Origin of the sequence: Enterobacter cloacae complex sp. SYL003, from assembly GCF_049236925.1 — a bacterium.
GTDB lineage: Bacteria > Pseudomonadota > Gammaproteobacteria > Enterobacterales > Enterobacteriaceae > Enterobacter > Enterobacter intestinihominis.
In genome coordinates, this window is sequence record NZ_JBMKJK010000002.1 from 277080 (window position 1) to 292844 (window position 15765).

11 protein-coding genes are annotated in these 15765 nt (G+C 57.8%); 4 read left to right on the plus strand and 7 right to left on the minus strand.

Annotation, left to right across the window (positions count from 1 at the left end; genetic code table 11):
• Nucleotides 1–39: 39 nt before the first annotated feature.
• The gene (locus tag ACOT1A_RS03900; protein ID WP_032623880.1) at nucleotides 40–1239 is read left to right on the plus strand and encodes a nicotinamide mononucleotide deamidase-related protein YfaY; all 1200 of its coding nucleotides are present in this window, start codon (nucleotides 40–42) and stop codon (nucleotides 1237–1239) included.
• Nucleotides 1240–1270: 31 nt separating this feature from the next.
• On the opposite strand, the gene glpC is transcribed toward ACOT1A_RS03900, so the two are convergent.
• From glpC to glpA, 3 genes are read right to left on the minus strand one after another with little or no spacing between them, the layout of a single operon-like run.
• Nucleotides 1271–2461: an anaerobic glycerol-3-phosphate dehydrogenase subunit GlpC gene (gene glpC / locus ACOT1A_RS03905; protein ID WP_023306631.1), complete on the minus strand. Its 1191-nt coding sequence runs from the start codon at nucleotides 2459–2461 to the stop codon at nucleotides 1271–1273.
• Entirely contained in the window at nucleotides 2458–3675 is a 1218-nt protein-coding gene (gene glpB / locus ACOT1A_RS03910) for a glycerol-3-phosphate dehydrogenase subunit GlpB (protein WP_276169879.1), read from the minus strand. The genes glpC and glpB overlap by 4 nt, the downstream gene beginning before the upstream one ends.
• Nucleotides 3665–5293 carry an anaerobic glycerol-3-phosphate dehydrogenase subunit A gene (glpA, locus tag ACOT1A_RS03915; protein ID WP_276169878.1) on the minus strand — a complete coding sequence of 543 codons (1629 nt, stop codon included), beginning with the start codon at nucleotides 5291–5293 and terminating at the stop codon, nucleotides 3665–3667. Before glpA ends, glpB begins: the two co-directional genes overlap by 11 nt.
• A 249-nt stretch (nucleotides 5294–5542) precedes the next feature.
• Between glpA and glpT the strand changes: the two genes are divergently transcribed.
• Both glpT and glpQ read left to right on the plus strand, forming a co-directional pair.
• Nucleotides 5543–6895 carry a glycerol-3-phosphate transporter gene (gene glpT, locus ACOT1A_RS03920; RefSeq protein ID WP_022648804.1) on the plus strand — a complete coding sequence of 451 codons (1353 nt, stop codon included), beginning with the start codon at nucleotides 5543–5545 and terminating at the stop codon, nucleotides 6893–6895.
• A gap of 11 nt (nucleotides 6896–6906) precedes the next feature.
• On the plus strand, nucleotides 6907–7965 hold the full coding sequence (gene glpQ / locus ACOT1A_RS03925; protein WP_063841593.1) for a glycerophosphodiester phosphodiesterase: 1059 nt from the start codon (nucleotides 6907–6909) through the stop codon (nucleotides 7963–7965).
• Between the two features lie 106 nt (nucleotides 7966–8071).
• Here glpQ and yfaE read toward each other — a convergent pair whose 3' ends face one another.
• From yfaE to ubiG, 4 genes are all read right to left on the minus strand, one after another.
• Nucleotides 8072–8326, minus strand: a complete 255-nt coding sequence (yfaE, locus tag ACOT1A_RS03930; RefSeq protein WP_003859419.1) for a class I ribonucleotide reductase maintenance protein YfaE — start codon at nucleotides 8324–8326, stop codon at nucleotides 8072–8074.
• Nucleotides 8326–9456 (minus strand): class Ia ribonucleoside-diphosphate reductase subunit beta, encoded by a 1131-nt coding sequence (gene nrdB / locus ACOT1A_RS03935; RefSeq protein ID WP_022648802.1) that lies wholly within the window; start codon nucleotides 9454–9456, stop codon nucleotides 8326–8328. Before nrdB ends, yfaE begins: the two co-directional genes overlap by 1 nt.
• Nucleotides 9457–9564: 108 nt before the next feature.
• On the minus strand, nucleotides 9565–11850 hold the full coding sequence (gene nrdA, locus ACOT1A_RS03940; RefSeq protein WP_023300610.1) for a class 1a ribonucleoside-diphosphate reductase subunit alpha: 2286 nt from the start codon (nucleotides 11848–11850) through the stop codon (nucleotides 9565–9567).
• A 349-nt stretch (nucleotides 11851–12199) separates the two neighbouring features.
• A complete protein-coding gene (gene ubiG / locus ACOT1A_RS03945) occupies nucleotides 12200–12928 on the minus strand; it encodes a bifunctional 2-polyprenyl-6-hydroxyphenol methylase/3-demethylubiquinol 3-O-methyltransferase UbiG (RefSeq protein ID WP_023300609.1) in 729 nt (242 codons plus the stop codon).
• 146 nt (nucleotides 12929–13074) lie between these two features.
• On the opposite strand from ubiG, the gene gyrA reads away from it, so the two are divergent.
• The gene (gyrA, locus tag ACOT1A_RS03950; protein WP_023300608.1) at nucleotides 13075–15711 is read left to right on the plus strand and encodes a DNA topoisomerase (ATP-hydrolyzing) subunit A; all 2637 of its coding nucleotides are present in this window, start codon (nucleotides 13075–13077) and stop codon (nucleotides 15709–15711) included.
• Nucleotides 15712–15765: the final 54 nt, after the last annotated feature.

The window sequence follows — 15765 nt, forward strand, 5'->3', positions numbered from 1 at the left end:
TGCGCTATAGTGTTTTGACCATTGAAATGGGAGAACACAATGATAAACGTGGAAATGTTATCCACTGGCGACGAAGTGCTGCATGGGCAAATCATTGATACCAATGCCGCCTGGCTCGCCGATCTCTTCTTTGAGCAAGGATTACCGTTAACGCGCCGCAACACCGTGGGTGACAATCTTGAGTCGCTGGTCAACGTTCTGCGCGAGCGCAGCGAACGCTGCGACGTGCTGATTGTGAACGGCGGGCTTGGGCCCACCAGCGACGATCTCAGCGCGCTGGCCGCCGCCACGGCCAGAGGTGAAGGCCTGGTCCTGCACGAGGCGTGGCTGGCACAGATGGAGCGATTTTTCTCTGAGCGTGGCCGCGTGATGGCCCCCAGCAACCGCAAGCAGGCTGAAATTCCCGCCAGCGCGGAACTGATTGATAACCCGGTCGGCACCGCCTGCGGGTTTGCCGTTCAGTTGAACCGCTGCCTGATGTTCTTCACTCCGGGCGTGCCGTCGGAATTTAAAGTGATGGTCGAGCAGCAGATCCTGCCGCGCCTGCGCGCGCGCTTCACGCTGCCTGAACCGCCGCTGTGCCTGCGTCTGACCACCTTTGGCCGCTCGGAAAGCGACCTGGCCCAGAGCCTCGATCACCTGCAACTGCCTCCCGGCGTGTCGATGGGCTATCGCTCCTCCATGCCGATTATTGAACTGAAGCTGACCGGACCGGCGTCAGAGAAAGCCGCTATGCTGGCACTGTGGCCGGAAGTGCAGCGCGTCGCTGGCGAAAGCCTGATTTTCGAAGGAACGGAAGGGCTGCCGGCGCAGATCGCAGCGCATTTGCAGTCCCGCCAGCTGAGCGTGACGCTAAGCGAGCAGTTTACCGGTGGGCTTCTGGCGCTTCAGCTTACCCGGGCGGGTGCGCCGCTGCTGGCCAGTGAAGTGGTGCCGTTCCAGCAGGAGACGCTGGCGCAGACGGCGCGCTGGGCGTCCGAGCGCAGAGTGAAGCATTTCGCGGGGCTGGCGCTGTTTGTGGGCGGGCTGGATGAGGAGCATCTCAACTTCGCCCTGGCAACGCCGGAAGGGACCCACGCCCTGCGGGTGAAGATGAGTATTACCCGCCACAGCCTGGCCGTGCGTCAGGAGATGTGCGCGATGATGGCGCTGAACATGCTGCGCCGCTGGCTGAACGGGAAAGAGGTCGCCAGCGAGCACGGCTGGATCAACGTCGTGGAATCGCTGTTTGTAGAGTGAGAATGTGCCGGGGGAGTGTCCCCGGCAACGGTTACGCCAGTGCGTTTGCCAGCAAGGTAATGGGATGTTCACAGCGTTTGCTGGTGGACATCTCGATCTGCCACTTGCAGGTTTCACAGTCCGTCACCACGATATCTGCGCCGCTCTCTTCAATCTGCCGGAACAGCGGCGCGCCAATGGCCTGTGACGTTGGGTAGTTTTCACGCTTGAATCCGTAGGTGCCAGCGATGCCGCAGCAGCGTGAGTCCAGCACCGTCAGCTCCAGCCCCGGGATCAGCCGCAGCAGCTCCAGCGTATAGATCGACCAGCCCATCTTCTCCATATGACATGGCGTGTGATACACCACCTTCAGCGGCAATTTGCCCAGCGGTAACGTCTGCCCGCTGTCAAGCTTGCGCCAGAGAAAGCGAGTCGCCAGCTCAATGTGCTCGCGCAAGCCGGTGTTATCCACATCCAGCAGATGCGGATATTCATCGCGCAGCGTGAAGGTACAGGTTGACGACGTCGCCAGTACCGGGATCCCGTTGTCGACGATCGCCTCGCGCAAAGAGGTGACGTTGCTTTTCGCCTGCCTGCGCGCTTTGTCAGTAAAACCGTTGGCAATCAGCGGAACGCCGCAGCACTTCTCTTTGCTCAGCAGCTGAACGCCCGTCCCCATGGCGTTCAGCACTTTCAGCAGGTCTTTCCCCAGCTGCGGATGGTTGTAGTTCACGTAGCAGCCGTGGAAGAAGGCAACCTGCTCAGCGAACTGCGCCTGTTCTGCCGCCACGGATTTATACCAGCGGCGGAAGGTGCCGTGAGAATATTTCGGCAGACTGCGGTGATGGTCGATTTTGAGCGTCGCATCCAGCAGCCTGCGCACCGGCTTCAGGGCGGTGGCGGCATTGACGACCGGCGCGAAAGGCGTCGAGAGGCTGCCCATCAGATCGGTGTGGCTCAGTATCGCGTCGCGCAGCGTCGGTTTTTGCGTACTGTAGCGGGCGCGGGCGCGCTGGATGATATCGCCTATTTTCACGTCCGACGGGCAGGCAACTTCGCAGCGTTTGCAGTTTATGCAGTATTTCAGCGCCTCGTCGTAGAGCGCGCCGTCCTTCAGGCGCAGACGCTCCCCGTCGGGGCCGGCCTGTTTCGGGCCGGGATAGCGCGGATCGACGCCGCTGACCGGGCAAACCGTGGTGCAGACAGTGCATTTGATACAGCTTTCAAATCGGGTGTCGTTCATTGTGCTCCCTCCCTGCGCTGGATAATCTGCTCCGCGACATGCAGTGCGGTGACGGCGCAGACGCCGCCACCGCAGCCCTGTGCCACGGGATCGTACCCGCCCAGAACCGAGCCGATGGCGTAAAGATTTTCAACCGGTTCCCCGCCCAGCTGCGGGCGCAGCTGGGTATCGACGATCACGCCGAACTGCTGCCAGGGCTGCGGGGTGAAGAAATCGCTTTGATACCAGTCCGCGCGGGAAGCGCTTTGCCGGACGTCCAGCCCGAGAATTGCCTCACGCACGCCATCCCGGCTGCTCAGCAGACCGTTACTGAAGAAGCTGCCGCTTGCCAGCACCGTATAGCGTGCACGAAGCGGGATGTCGCCGTGGTTGCGGGTCCAGATTTCGCATACCGCGCCCTCTGCCAGGGTGATTTTTTTCACCTCGTCGCCTGCCATCCAGACGCCACCCTGGGCGACAAACTGACGCTGAAGCTGGGTATGCAGACGAATGCCGGGCACGGAAGGGGGGAGCGTCGGCAGTAAACCGAGCGTACAGGGCAGGCGCGCCGAGAGCCAGCGCCAGAGCCGGTTGTCCGTTAAGCCAAAACAGGCGGGCATAAACAGGGCGTCGCAGCTCTCGCCGAGCGGTTGAAGCGCCGCGTACAGCTGCGGCCAGTAGCGTTCATTATCCAGCAGGCGGGCAATGTTCACCGCACGAAACTCGCTGGGGTTTTCGCGCAGCACGTCGAGCTCGGGGAGATCAATCTCCGCCGTATCCACCTGAATCCCTTGCTGTCTGAGAGACGCGGCGGCAAGATGCGGCTGGAAATCGAGGAAACCGCTGATCCCCACCACCCGCACGCGCCCGGCAGCGATGGGGGCGACAGGCACCTCTTCCGGGCTAAGCCAGGCGGCGCGCAGAGTGCCGAGCGGCGTGACGCGCTGATGATTTTGCTCGGCGTCACCCTGCATGCGTGCGCCGCAGGCGGTCAGCAGGTGTTCGGTTTCGCAGGCAAAGCGGGCCATATTCTCTGCGCCCGTCAGGCGGTAGGGATGTTCAGGCGGCAGATCGGCGAACGATAGCGCGCCCAGTAAATCCAGCGAGCCGGAAGAGAAGTGCAGGGCACTTTGACCGCGAGTGACAATGGCGCAGCGCAGACCCCGCTGCGTCAGTTTGAGACCGCACAGCAGGCCCGCCAGCCCTCCACCCACAATCACGGTATCAAATTTCATGGTTGTGCTCCTTCTCCAGACCGCAAAGTCCCTGATAGACCCAGCGGGTAAACTCACTTTCGCGCAGGGCATCGCCCCAGGCGACGGGCTGAATGCCTTTCCAGCGCTCATTTAAAAAATCGCTGAGCTGGGCGAGCGACTGGGTTGAGGAGGTGGCATGAAAACGTTGTAGCAGCCCGGCGGCACGGCAGGCGCACAGTTCCCCCTGACAGGTGCCCATCCCGACTCGCGTGCGGCGGCGTAAATCAAGCAGGTTGTTCACCGTCAGGTTTTCCACGGCATATTGCACCTCGCCTGCGGTCACGGCTTCGCATTCGCACACCAGGCTGCGGCTGAGTCGCCCTTCACCAAGCCAGGTCGGGGTGCGGTCGCCGTGGCGGTAAATCGCCGAACCGCGAAGCGGGGCAGGAAGTGAAATGATTTTGTGCAGCGTTTTTTCTGTCGATTGCTGCGAGCCGGGCAGAGCCTGTTCCGCCGTCACGCACGGCGCGGTGTTGCCGAGCTTACGGCAGACGGCATCGGTGGCCCACTCCGCCATCAGCCGGTAGGTCATCAGCTTGCCGCCGGTAATGGTGATAAACCCGTCCATGCCGTCGCGTTCGGCGTGATCGAGCAGCACGATGCCGCGGCTGACGTTACGCCCGCTCGGATCGTTGTCGCTGGCGACGAGGGGACGCACGCCCGCGTAGGCACGCAGAATACGCGTCTGCGCCATCACCGGGGCCAGCTTTTCCCCTTCGCGCAGCAGAATATCCACCTCTTCGGCGGTAACGCGGTTGTAATCGATTTCGCTGTAGTCCACATGCATTGAGGTCGTGCCGATCAACGAAATGGTGTCCCCCGGCACGAGGATGTCGGCGTCAGACGGTTTACGGCAGCGGTTGATGACATGGTTATTGATGCGATGGTCGAGGATCAGCAGCGAGCCTTTGGCCGGGAACATGCGGACGGATAAATCGGCGTATTCCGCGATGCGCTGGCCCCAGATCCCCGCCGCGTTGACCACGACGGTGGCATACAGCTCGCGGTGTTCATTGTACTGCGTATCACACACGCGCACCCCGCGTACGGTATTACCTTCACGAATAAGCCCGGTGACGTGATGCCCGGTCAGGATCTGTGCGCCGTGTTCCCGCGCGTCGAGCATATTGGCGGCGGTCAGGCGGAAAGGATCAACGGTTCCGTCAGGCACTTTTACCGCGCCCAGTAACGCCGGGTTTACCGAGGGTTCAAGACGGCGCGCCTGTGCAGGATCGAGCGCCTCGGCCTGAATGCCTGCCGCCGTGCAGGCGGTGATAAAGGTTTGCTGAAAGCCGAGGTCATCTTCTGGAAGGGTGATAAAAAGACCGTTGGTCGGTTCAACGCAGTGGCGGGCGATGCGCCTGAGGATCTGGTTTTCAGCGATACACTCGCGTGCTGACTCAGCGTCAGTAACCGCATAGCGGGCACCGCTGTGCAACAGACCGTGGTTACGCCCCGTTGCGCCGGTGGCGATGTCGTGGCGTTCCAGAAGCGTGACGCTCAATCCCCGCAGGGCGCAGTCGCGTGCGATGCCGGCACCCGTCGCGCCACCGCCAATGATAATCACATCGCTGAAGCGTGGATCGTGAATAGTCATTGCCTTTCCTCTATGTTCGTTTTTTAGCATTTAGCCACATTGATCGTGTGGTTTGTTTGATTTCGAACATAAACGCGCGAAATTCGAAAGTGAAACGTGATTTCATGCGCTTTTTTGCGCATTCTGTCATATTTCTGTAACAATCTGTGCGTTGATTCACAGTAACATTCACCGTGATTTCTTAACATCGCCGCCTCTGTAGCCGGGCGCGAGATGCCCGGTCATTTTTGAAAGGCCACGGAGGCTGTTATGCTCAGTATCTTTAAACCTGCGCCACACCGGGCGCGACTGCCAGAGGCAGAGATTGATCCTCTCTACCGCCGTCTGCGTTGGCAAATCTTCCTCGGGATCTTCTTCGGATATGCGGCGTACTATCTGGTACGTAAAAACTTTGCGCTCGCCATGCCGTACCTGGTGGAACAAGGCTTCTCCCGCGGCGATCTGGGCTTTGCGCTGTCGGGGATCTCCATCGCGTACGGTTTTTCGAAGTTCATTATGGGGTCGGTGTCGGATCGCTCGAATCCGCGCGTGTTCCTGCCCGCCGGTCTGATCCTCGCGGCAGCGGTGATGCTGTTCATGGGCTTTGTGCCATGGGCGACCTCCAGCATTGCCGTCATGTTCGTACTGCTGTTCCTCTGCGGCTGGTTCCAGGGGATGGGGTGGCCGCCATGCGGACGTACCATGGTGCACTGGTGGTCACAGAAAGAGCGCGGTGGGATTGTATCGGTCTGGAACTGCGCGCATAACGTCGGGGGCGGGCTTCCGCCGCTGCTGTTCCTGCTGGGGATGGCCTGGTTCAACGACTGGCACGCGGCGCTCTATATGCCTGCCTTTGGCGCCATTCTGGTGGCGATTATCGCCTTCGCCCTGATGCGCGACACGCCGCAGTCCTGCGGCCTGCCGCCGATTGAAGAGTACAAAAACGACTACCCGGATGATTACAGCGAGAAGCACGAAGAAGAGCTGACCGCGAAACAGATCTTCATGAAGTATGTGCTGCCAAATAAGCTGCTGTGGTACATCGCGGTGGCGAACGTGTTTGTCTACCTGCTGCGCTACGGCATCCTCGACTGGTCCCCGACTTACCTGAAAGAGGTGAAGCACTTCGCGCTGGATAAATCCTCCTGGGCCTATTTCCTGTATGAATACGCGGGCATTCCCGGCACGCTGATCTGCGGCTGGATGTCGGACAAAGTGTTTAAGGGTAACCGTGGGGCGACAGGCGTGTTCTTTATGACGCTGGTGACCATCGCGACGGTCGTTTACTGGCTTAACCCGCCGGGTAATCCGGGTGTGGATATGGCCTGTATGATCGTAATCGGCTTCCTGATTTATGGTCCGGTTATGCTGATCGGCCTGCACGCGCTGGAGCTGGCGCCGAAGAAAGCGGCAGGCACGGCGGCAGGCTTTACCGGTCTGTTTGGCTACCTCGGCGGTTCAGTGGCGGCAAGTGCCATCGTCGGTTACACCGTCGATTTCTTCGGCTGGGACGGTGGCTTTATGGTGATGATTGGCGGCAGCGTGCTGGCGGTTCTGCTGTTGATCGTCGTGATGATTGGTGAAAAACGTCACCATGCCGAGGTGCTGGCGCGTCGTCAGTAAGGAGCATTGCGATGAAATTAACTCAGTTAGCGACAGGCCTGCTGCTGGCGGGCCTGATGACAGGCTCCGCGCTGGCGGCGGATAAAATCGTGATCGCCCACCGTGGCGCCAGCGGTTATCTGCCAGAGCATACGCTGCCGGCAAAAGCGATGGCCTATGCCCAGGGCGCGGATTATCTGGAGCAGGATCTGGTGATGACGAAGGACGACCAGCTGGTCGTTCTGCATGACCACTATCTTGACCGCGTGACGGACGTGGCGGAGCGTTTCCCGAACCGCGCCCGTAAAGATGGCCGCTACTACGCCATCGACTTCACGCTGGCGGAGATCCGCTCGCTGAAGTTTACCGAGGGCTTCGAGATTGAAAACGGCAAGAAGGTGCAGGTCTATCCGGGGCGTTTCCCGATGGGCAAGTCTGACTTCCGTATTCACACCTTCGAAGAGGAGATCGAGTTTGTTCAGGGGCTGAACCACTCGACGGGCAAAAATATCGGTATCTACCCGGAAATCAAAGCGCCGTGGTTCCACCATCAGGAAGGAAAAGACATTGCCGCGAAGACGCTGGAGGTACTGAAAAAGTACGGCTACACCAGCAAGCAGGATAAGGTTTTCCTGCAATGTTTCGATGCCGCGGAACTGAAGCGCATCAAAACTGAGCTGGAGCCGAAGATGGGGATGGATCTCAATCTGGTGCAGCTGATTGCCTATACCGACTGGAATGAAACTCAGGAAAAACAGCCGGACGGGAAGTGGGTGAACTACAGCTACGACTGGATGTTTAAGCCGGGCGCGATGAAGCAGATTGCGCAGTACGCCGACGGCATCGGGCCGGATTACCACATGCTGGTGGCGGAAGGCTCAACGCCGGGCCACGTGAAGCTGACGGCGATGGTGAAAGAGGCGCATGCGAGCAAGATGCAGGTGCATCCGTATACCGTGCGTGCAGACCAGTTGCCGGAGTATGCGACGGACGTGGATCAGCTTTACGACGTGCTGTATAACCAGGCGGATGTGGACGGATTGTTTACGGATTTCCCGGATAAAGCGGTCGAATTCATTCACCGGAAGTAGGTTTTGTAGGTCGGGTAAGGCGAAGCCGCCACCCGACAATCAGGCTCTGCGGCCTGATGCCCTCACCCTAACCCTCAGCCCACCGGGAGAGGGGATAAGGACAACATCACATCTCGATCTCTATATCGCCTTTTGCCCGGCAGCAGCAGGGCAAAATTTCCCCTTCACTGATAAAGGCTAGCGGTTCGGTCAGCCAGTCTACCTGGCCTGCGACCAGACGGCAGCGGCAGGAGCCGCAGTAGCCTTCACGACACTGGTACTCGACTTCTACCTGATGTGCTTCAAGCGCCACCAGCAGAGAAGGGTGCTCTTCCTGGCACAACACCTCTGTACCCGAAAGGCTCAGCGTTACGCGGCTCATCAGAGCTGGAAATCGCTCAGGTCGTCGGTGTTGACTTCAGAATCAATCTGACCGACCAGGTAAGAACTCACTTCCACTTCCTGCGGCGCGACCTGCACGTTATCGGACACCAGCCAGGTGTTGATCCACGGGATTGGGTTAGAGCGCGTCTGGAACGGCAGGTCGAGACCGACGGCCTGCATGCGGATGTTGGTGATGTACTCAACGTACTGGCACAGAATGTCTTTGTTCAGGCCAATCATGGAGCCGTCGCGGAACAGGTAGTCTGCCCACTCTTTCTCCTGCTGGGCCGCCAGCACGAACAGGTCGTAGCATTCCTGTTTGCACTCTTCCGCAATTTCCGCCATCTCCGGATCGTCTGCACCGCTGCGCAGCAGGTTCAGCATATGCTGAGTCCCGGTCAGGTGCAGGGCTTCGTCACGGGCAATCAGACGGATAATTTTGGCGTTGCCTTCCATCAGTTTGCGCTCGGCAAACGCGAAGGAGCAGGCGAAGCTCACGTAGAAGCGGATTGCTTCCAGGGCGTTGACGCTCATCAGGCACAGATAGAGCTGTTTTTTCAGGGTCCGCAGGTTTACGGTGACGGTTTTACCGTTCACGTTGTGCGTACCTTCGCCCAGCAGATGCCAGTAGCTGGTCATCTCGATCAGTTCGTCATAGTAGTGCGCAATGCCTTCGGCGCGCTTCTGGATCTGTTCGTTGGTGACGATATCATCAAACACCACCGCCGGATCGTTAACGATGTTGCGGATGATGTGGGTGTAAGAGCGGGAGTGGATCGTCTCGGAGAACGCCCAGGTCTCAACCCAGGTTTCCAGCTCAGGAATCGAGATCAGCGGCAGCAGCGCCACGTTCGGACTACGACCCTGAATGGAGTCCAGCAGCGTCTGGTATTTCAGGTTGCTGAGGAAGATGTGCTTTTCGTGTTCCGGCAGCGCCTGGAAATCGATACGGTCGCGGGAAACGTCAACTTCTTCCGGACGCCAGAAGAAAGAGAGTTGCTTTTCAATCAGCTTTTCGAAGATGTCATATTTTTGCTGATCGTAGCGTGCCACGTTGACCGGCTGGCCGAAGAACATCGGCTCTTTGAGCTGGTCGTTTTTCGTCTGTGAAAAGGTGGTATATGCCATTGCGGTGAGTCCTGTGGTGTTATTTCCCCTCACCCCGGCCCTCTCCCACAGGGAGAGGGGGAAAGAGTTCCCTCTCCCTGTGGGAGAGGGTTAGGGTGAGGGAATTTATTAGATCTTACATGCGCCGCTTTCGCAGCCATCATCCTGAATTGACGGCGCCAGGTCGTCCTGGGCGTCTTCCGCACCATCACGGGTGTTGTGATAGTACAGGGTCTTCACGCCAAATTTGTAGGCGGTGAGCAGGTCTTTCAGCAGTTGCTGCATCGGAACCTTGCCTGACGGGAAGCGCGTCGGGTCGTAGTTGGTATTGGCAGAGATCGACTGGTCGATAAACTTCTGCATGATACCCACCAGTTGCAGGTAGCCATCGTTGTTTGGCATTTCCCACAGCAGCTCGTAGTTGTTGCCCAGCGTTTCGTAATCCGGTACCACCTGACGCAGCACGCCGTCTTTCGACGCTTTGATGCTGACGTGGCCGCGCGGTGGCTCAATACCGTTGGTGGCGTTGGAGATCTGCGAAGAGGTCTCGGACGGCATCAGGGCAGAGAGCGTGGAGTTACGCAGGCCGTGAGTTTTAATGGACTCGCGCAGGCCTTCCCAGTCGAGGTGCAGCGGCTCGCTGACGATCGCATCCAGGTCTTTTTTGTAGGTGTCGATCGGCAAAATGCCTTTCGCGTAGGTGGTTTCATTGAACCACGGGCACGCGCCTTGTTCTTTCGCCAGCTCGTTGGAGGCTTTCATCAGGTAGTACTGAATGGCTTCGAACGTCTGGTGCGTCAGATTGTTGGCGCTGCCGTCGGAGTAACGCTTGCCGTTTTTCGCCAGCCAGTAGGCGAAGTTGATCACGCCGATACCTAAAGTGCGACGGCCCATTGCGCCGCGTTTTGCCGCCGGGATTGGGTAATCCTGGTAGTCCAGCAGGGCGTCGAGCGCACGAACCGCCAGCACGGCCAGCTCTTCCAGCTCGTCCAGGCTCTTAATCGCACCCAGGTTGAACGCAGAGAGCGTACACAGGGCGATTTCACCGTTTTCATCGTTCACATCGTCCAGCGGTTTGGTCGGCAGGGCGATCTCCAGGCACAGGTTGGACTGGCGCACTGGCGCAACCACCGGATCGAACGGGCTGTGGGTGTTGCAGTGGTCAACGTTCTGGATGTAGATACGGCCGGTAGAGGCACGTTCCTGCATCATCAGGGAGAACAGATCGACCGCCTTCACGCGCTGCTTGCGGATGCTGTCGTCTTTTTCGTATTTGGTGTACAGACGCTCGAATTCGTCCTGATCGGCGAAGAACGCGTCGTACAGGCCCGGCACGTCGGATGGGCTGAACAGGGTGATATCTTCACCTTTCAGCAGGCGGGTGTACATCAGCTTGTTGATCTGCACGCCGTAGTCCATGTGACGCACGCGGTTGCCTTCCACGCCGCGGTTGTTCTTCAGAACCAGCAGGCTTTCCACTTCCAGGTGCCACATTGGGTAGAACAGGGTCGCAGCGCCACCGCGCACGCCGCCCTGAGAGCAGGATTTTACTGCCGTCTGGAAGTGCTTGTAGAACGGGATACAGCCGGTGTGGAACGCTTCACCGCCGCGGATCGGGCTGCCAAGCGCACGGATACGACCAGCGTTGATGCCGATACCAGCACGCTGGGAGACGTATTTCACGATGGCGCTGGAGGTCGCGTTGATGGAATCCAGGCTGTCACCACACTCGATCAGTACGCAGGAGCTGAACTGACGGGTAGGGGTACGCACGCCAGACATGATTGGCGTAGGCAGAGAAATCTTGAACGTAGAGACCGCATCGTAGAAACGCTTCACGTAGTCCAGACGGGTTTCACGTGGATAATTAGAGAACAGGCAGGCGGCCACCAGAATATAGAGGAACTGAGCGCTCTCGTAGATTTCGCCCGTCACACGGTTCTGAACCAGGTATTTGCCTTCGAGCTGCTTCACCGCCGCGTAGGAGAAGTTCATGTCGCGCCAGTGATCGATAAACCCGTTCATCTGCTCGAACTCTTCTTCCGTATAGTCTTCCAGCAGATGCGTGTCGTATTTGCCCAGCTCAACCATTTTCACTACGTGATCGTAAAGCTTTGGCGGCTCGAACTGGCCGTAGGCTTTCTTACGCAGGTGGAAAATCGCCAGACGCGCAGCGAGGTACTGATAATCCGGTGCGTCGCGGGAGATCAGATCTGCCGCTGCTTTGATAATGGTTTCGTGGATATCAGACGTTTTGATGCCGTCGTAGAACTGAATGTGAGAACGCAGTTCGACCTGGGATATAGATACGTTGTTCAGTCCTTCTGCTGCCCAGTCGAGAACTCGATGGATTTTGTCCAGATTGATACGCTCGGTAGTACCGTCGCGCTTTGTCACCAGCAGACTCTGATTCATGTGGGTTTTTACCTGTCCGTGAAATAAAAAAATATCCCCCGCTTATCCACAGAACCGTCTTGTGACTAACTCTGTGGATAAATACTACATATAGGGGTTTTGCGATAAGAAGAACGCTATATGGTGAGTATTCTAGTATCGAATCTTTTCAGCACAAGGGTTGATTTTGACGTTAAATTGAGGTTGTGAAAGGGTAAAAAAGGCTAAGTCCTCGTACCGTAAGGCCTGGAAGAGATGTCAATATTCCAGAAAAAAAATTCAAAATTTGATCGAGTGCTGATTTCTTCAACGGGAGGTCAGAATTGCGCAACATGATGTCGCGCAATCTTTATAAGAATAACGAATGACGTTAGTCGTTTTTGGCGGTTGTGTGCAACATATAGTTAACATCCACGCCCGGGGCAAGTTTGAATTTATCCGTCAGAGGATTGTAGTGCAGACCCGTCATGTGCTGCTCCTTAAGCCATGTCTGGTCAACCCAGCCCAGCAGTTCGGCAGGCTTGATGAACTTCTTCACGTCGTGCGTCCCTTTCGGCACCATGCGCAGCACATATTCCGCGCCTACCACGGCCATCAGCCAGGCTTTGCCGTTGCGGTTGATGGTCGAGAAGAAGACCTGTCCACCCGGTTTCACCAGTTGTGCACAGGCGCTGACGACCGACTGCGGATCGGGAACGTGCTCCAGCATCTCCATGCAGGTCACCACGTCATACTGGTGCGCATGTTTAGCCGCGTGCTCTTCCACGGTTTCCTGGACATATTCTACCTGTACGCCGGACTCCAGCGCATGAAGACGCGCAACCTGTAGAGGTTCGAAGCCCATGTCCAGACCGGTGACGGTGGCCCCTTCGCGCGCCATGCTTTCCGCCAGGATGCCGCCGCCGCAGCCGACGTCGAGCACTTTCTTACCGAACAGACCGCCGGAACGCTCCGCGATATAGCCCAGACGTAGCGGGTTAATACGATGCAGAGGTTTGAACTCACCTTCGAGATCCCACCAGCGGGACGCCACCGCTTCAAATTTGGCAATCTCTTCGTGGTCAACGTTGTGAGCCACCGGGGATTTTTCGGCATTCATGGGCGCTTTTACTCCTTATTTAGCAAGACAAATGAGTATATCAGGCAATCCCTGTGAATAAAGCGTATAGGTTTACCTGTATCACCGCGGCTGTGTTATAATTTGCGACCTTTGAATCCGGGATACAGTAGAGGGATAGCGGTTAGATGAGCGACCTTGCGAGAGAAATTACACCGGTTAACATCGAGGAAGAGCTGAAAAGCTCCTATCTGGACTATGCGATGTCGGTCATTGTTGGCCGTGCGCTGCCGGACGTCCGCGATGGCCTTAAGCCGGTACACCGTCGCGTACTATACGCCATGAACGTATTGGGCAATGACTGGAATAAAGCCTACAAAAAATCTGCCCGTGTCGTTGGTGACGTAATCGGTAAATACCATCCCCATGGTGATTCCGCGGTGTACGACACCATTGTCCGTATGGCGCAGCCTTTCTCGCTGCGTTACATGCTGGTAGATGGTCAGGGTAACTTTGGTTCTATCGACGGCGACTCCGCCGCGGCAATGCGTTATACGGAAATCCGTCTGGCGAAGATTGCCCATGAGCTGATGGCTGACCTGGAAAAAGAGACGGTTGATTTCGTTGATAACTACGACGGCACGGAAAAAATTCCTGACGTTATGCCAACGAAGATCCCAAACCTGCTGGTGAACGGTTCGTCCGGTATCGCAGTGGGTATGGCAACCAACATTCCGCCGCACAACATCACGGAAGTGATTAACGGCTGCCTGGCCTACATCGACGATGAAGACATCAGCATTGAAGGGCTGATGGAACACATCCCGGGCCCGGACTTCCCGACGGCGGCAATCATCAACGGCCGTCGCGGTATTGAAGAAGCGTACCGTACCGGTCGCGGCAAGATTTACATCCGTGCCCGCGCCGAAGTGGAAGCGGATGCCAAAACCGGCCGTGAAACCATTATTGTTCACGAGATCCCGTATCAGGTGAACAAAGCGCGTCTGATTGAAAAAATCGCCGAGCTGGTAAAAGAAAAACGCGTTGAAGGCATCAGCGCGCTGCGCGACGAGTCTGACAAAGACGGTATGCGCATCGTGATTGAAATCAAGCGCGACGCGGTGGGTGAAGTTGTGCTGAACAACCTTTACTCCCAGACTCAGCTTCAGGTCTCCTTCGGTATCAACATGGTTGCGCTGCACCATGGCCAGCCGAAGATCATGAACCTGAAAGAGATCCTGAGCGCGTTTGTGCGTCACCGCCGTGAAGTGGTGACTCGCCGTACCATCTTTGAACTGCGCAAAGCGCGCGATCGTGCCCATATCCTTGAAGCACTGGCCGTTGCGCTGGCGAACATCGACCCGATCATCGAGCTGATTCGCCGTGCGCCGACGCCGGCAGAAGCGAAGGCGTCGCTGGTTGCGCGTCCATGGGATCTGGGCAACGTGGCGGCGATGCTGGAACGTGCCGGCGATGATGCCGCGCGTCCTGAGTGGCTGGAGCCGGAATTCGGCGTGCGTGACGGTCAGTACTATCTGACTGAACAGCAGGCCCAGGCGATTCTGGATCTGCGTTTGCAGAAACTGACCGGCCTTGAGCATGAAAAACTGCTCGACGAGTACAAAGAGCTGCTGGAGCAGATTGCCGAGCTGCTGCATATCCTGGGTAGCGCAGAGCGCCTGATGGAAGTGATCCGTGAAGAGCTGGAGCTGGTTCGCGATCAGTTCGGCGACGAGCGTCGCACCGAAATCACGGCCAACAGCTCTGATATCAACATTGAAGATCTGATCAACCGCGAAGACGTGGTCGTGACGCTGTCTCACCAGGGTTACGTGAAGTATCAGCCGTTGACCGACTACGAAGCACAGCGTCGTGGCGGTAAAGGTAAATCTGCGGCGCGTATTAAAGAAGAAGACTTCATTGACCGTCTGCTGGTGGCCAACACCCACGACACGATCCTCTGCTTCTCCAGCCGGGGCCGTCTGTACTGGATGAAAGTCTATCAGCTGCCGGAAGCGAGCCGTGGCGCGCGGGGTCGACCTATCGTTAACCTGCTGCCGCTGGAAGCGAACGAACGTATCACCGCCATTCTGCCGGTACGCGAGTACGAAGAGGGCGTGAACGTCTTTATGGCAACCGCGAGCGGTACCGTGAAGAAAACCGCGCTGACCGAATTCAGCCGTCCACGTTCCGCCGGGATCATCGCGGTGAACCTGAACGAAGGCGACGAGCTGATCGGCGTGGATCTGACCTCCGGTTCTGATGAAGTGATGCTGTTCTCTGCGGCCGGTAAAGTGGTGCGCTTTAAAGAGAACGCCGTGCGCGCAATGGGTCGTACGGCGACCGGCGTGCGTGGTATCAAGCTGGCGGGTGAAGACAGCGTGGTTTCCCTGATCGTTCCGCGTGGCGAAGGCGCAATCCTGACCGTCACTCAGAACGGCTACGGTAAACGTACGGCGGAAAGCGAATACCCGACCAAGTCTCGCGGCACGCAGGGCGTTATCTCCATCAAAGTGACCGAGCGCAACGGTTCCGTTGTTGGCGCGGTACAGGTGGACGACGCGGACCAGATCATGATGATCACCGATGCCGGTACGCTGGTGCGTACCCGCGTGTCAGAGATCAGCGTGGTGGGTCGTAACACCCAGGGCGTTATCCTCATCCGTACTGCGGAAGATGAAAATGTCGTCGGTCTGCAACGCGTTGCTGAGCCGGTGGATGACGAAGAGCTCGACTCTATCGACGGCAGCGTCGCGGAAGGGGATGATGAAATCGTCCCGGAAGCGGACACCGATGATGAAGCAGCGGATGACGCTGACGAGTAACGTCTCCTGACGCATAAAGGGCCGGTTTCCGGCCCTTTTGTTTTGCGCAAGCAG